This is a genomic window from Streptomyces sp. adm13(2018) (genome assembly GCF_008042145.1).
GTDB lineage: Bacteria > Actinomycetota > Actinomycetes > Streptomycetales > Streptomycetaceae > Streptomyces.
On record NZ_RDBH01000014.1, the window covers coordinates 18,960 to 20,297 of the forward strand.

The 1,338-nt window shown below is 69.3% G+C and carries 1 protein-coding gene; it reads left to right on the forward strand.

The window, feature by feature from the left end; translation table 11 throughout:
- Positions 1-458 precede the first annotated feature (458 nt).
- The gene (locus tag EAO70_RS01385) at positions 459-1,244 is read left to right on the forward strand and encodes an ECF subfamily RNA polymerase sigma factor, BldN family (protein WP_073916477.1); all 786 of its coding nucleotides are present in this window, start codon (positions 459-461) and stop codon (positions 1,242-1,244) included.
- The last annotated feature ends 94 nt before the right edge of the window (positions 1,245-1,338 follow it).

Here is a 1,338-nt window from a genome sequence, read left to right on the forward strand (position 1 = left end):
TGCCTGGGAGTCGACCTGTGCGGGGGTGTTCGACCACGGCCGGGTGAGGGCGCCAAGCAGTTGGCGATACGTTTCGGCTGCGATCATCTGCGACAACCCCGGACCAGGCGCCCTCACCCGTCCGTGGTCGAACACCCCCGCACAGGTCGACTCCCAGGCATTCGGGCCTCCTTACCCCGCAGCGGCCTCGATCACTCACGGCTCCCGCACTTGAGCACATCGCAACCCGCGCGCAGTCACACTCGAAAGCAAACCGATCAACAAGCGGTCACCAAACGCACCTTGATCCGACTGCAAGCAGTAACGGAACCGACGGAACCGGTGATTTGAGCAACTGGGTGTAGCGCTGCCTGTACGAAGCGTTATTCTCCTGGGACGCACAAAGGACCCCTCACGTCGTCACGACGGGTGAACGGTCCCGCACTGCACGTGATGGAAGCTCTGCCTCTGGGAGTCCCGTGTACCCACACGTCGGGGTTGACACCTCGGGCCTGGCTACGCTGCGCGCAACGGTCCTCGACCGTCTGCGCGGCTTCGTCCCCACCGCGTACGCCGGCCCTGTCCCCGCCTTCGCATTCGCCGCACCGGCACCCGCCGGCCCTTGCTACGCACTGGCCGACGGCGGCGCCGCCGTGGGCAGACGCGGCGCACGGTCCGGAACCTCGACCACCCCCCGCCGCCCCACCGCCGACAGCGACAGCGCCCGGATGATGGACCTGGTCGAGCGCGCCCAGGCCGGTGAGGCCGAGGCCTTCGGCCGCCTGTACGACCAGTACAGCGACACCGTCTACCGGTACATCTACTACCGCGTCGGCGGAAAGGCGACCGCGGAGGACCTCACCAGTGAGACGTTCCTGCGCGCCCTGCGCCGGATCTCCACCTTCACCTGGCAGGGCCGCGACTTCGGCGCCTGGCTCGTCACCATCGCCAGGAACCTGGTCGCCGACCACTTCAAGTCGAGCCGCTTCCGCCTGGAGGTGACCACGGGGGAGATGCTCGACGCCAACGAGGTCGAGCGCAGCCCCGAGGACTCCGTCCTGGAGTCCCTCTCCAACGCCGCACTCCTCGACGCGGTCCGCCGCCTCAATCCCCAGCAGCAGGAGTGCGTCACCCTCCGCTTCCTCCAGGGCCTCTCGGTCGCCGAGACCGCCCGCGTCATGGGGAAGAACGAGGGCGCGATCAAGACCCTCCAGTACCGGGCCGTCCGCACCCTGGCCCGCCTTCTCCCGGACGACGCCCGCTGACCGGTCCGCGCCCCCCACACGCGCCCCCGCGGACCGGTCAGCGGGCGTCGTCCGGGAGAAGGCGGGCCAGGGTGCGGACGGCCCGGTACTGGAG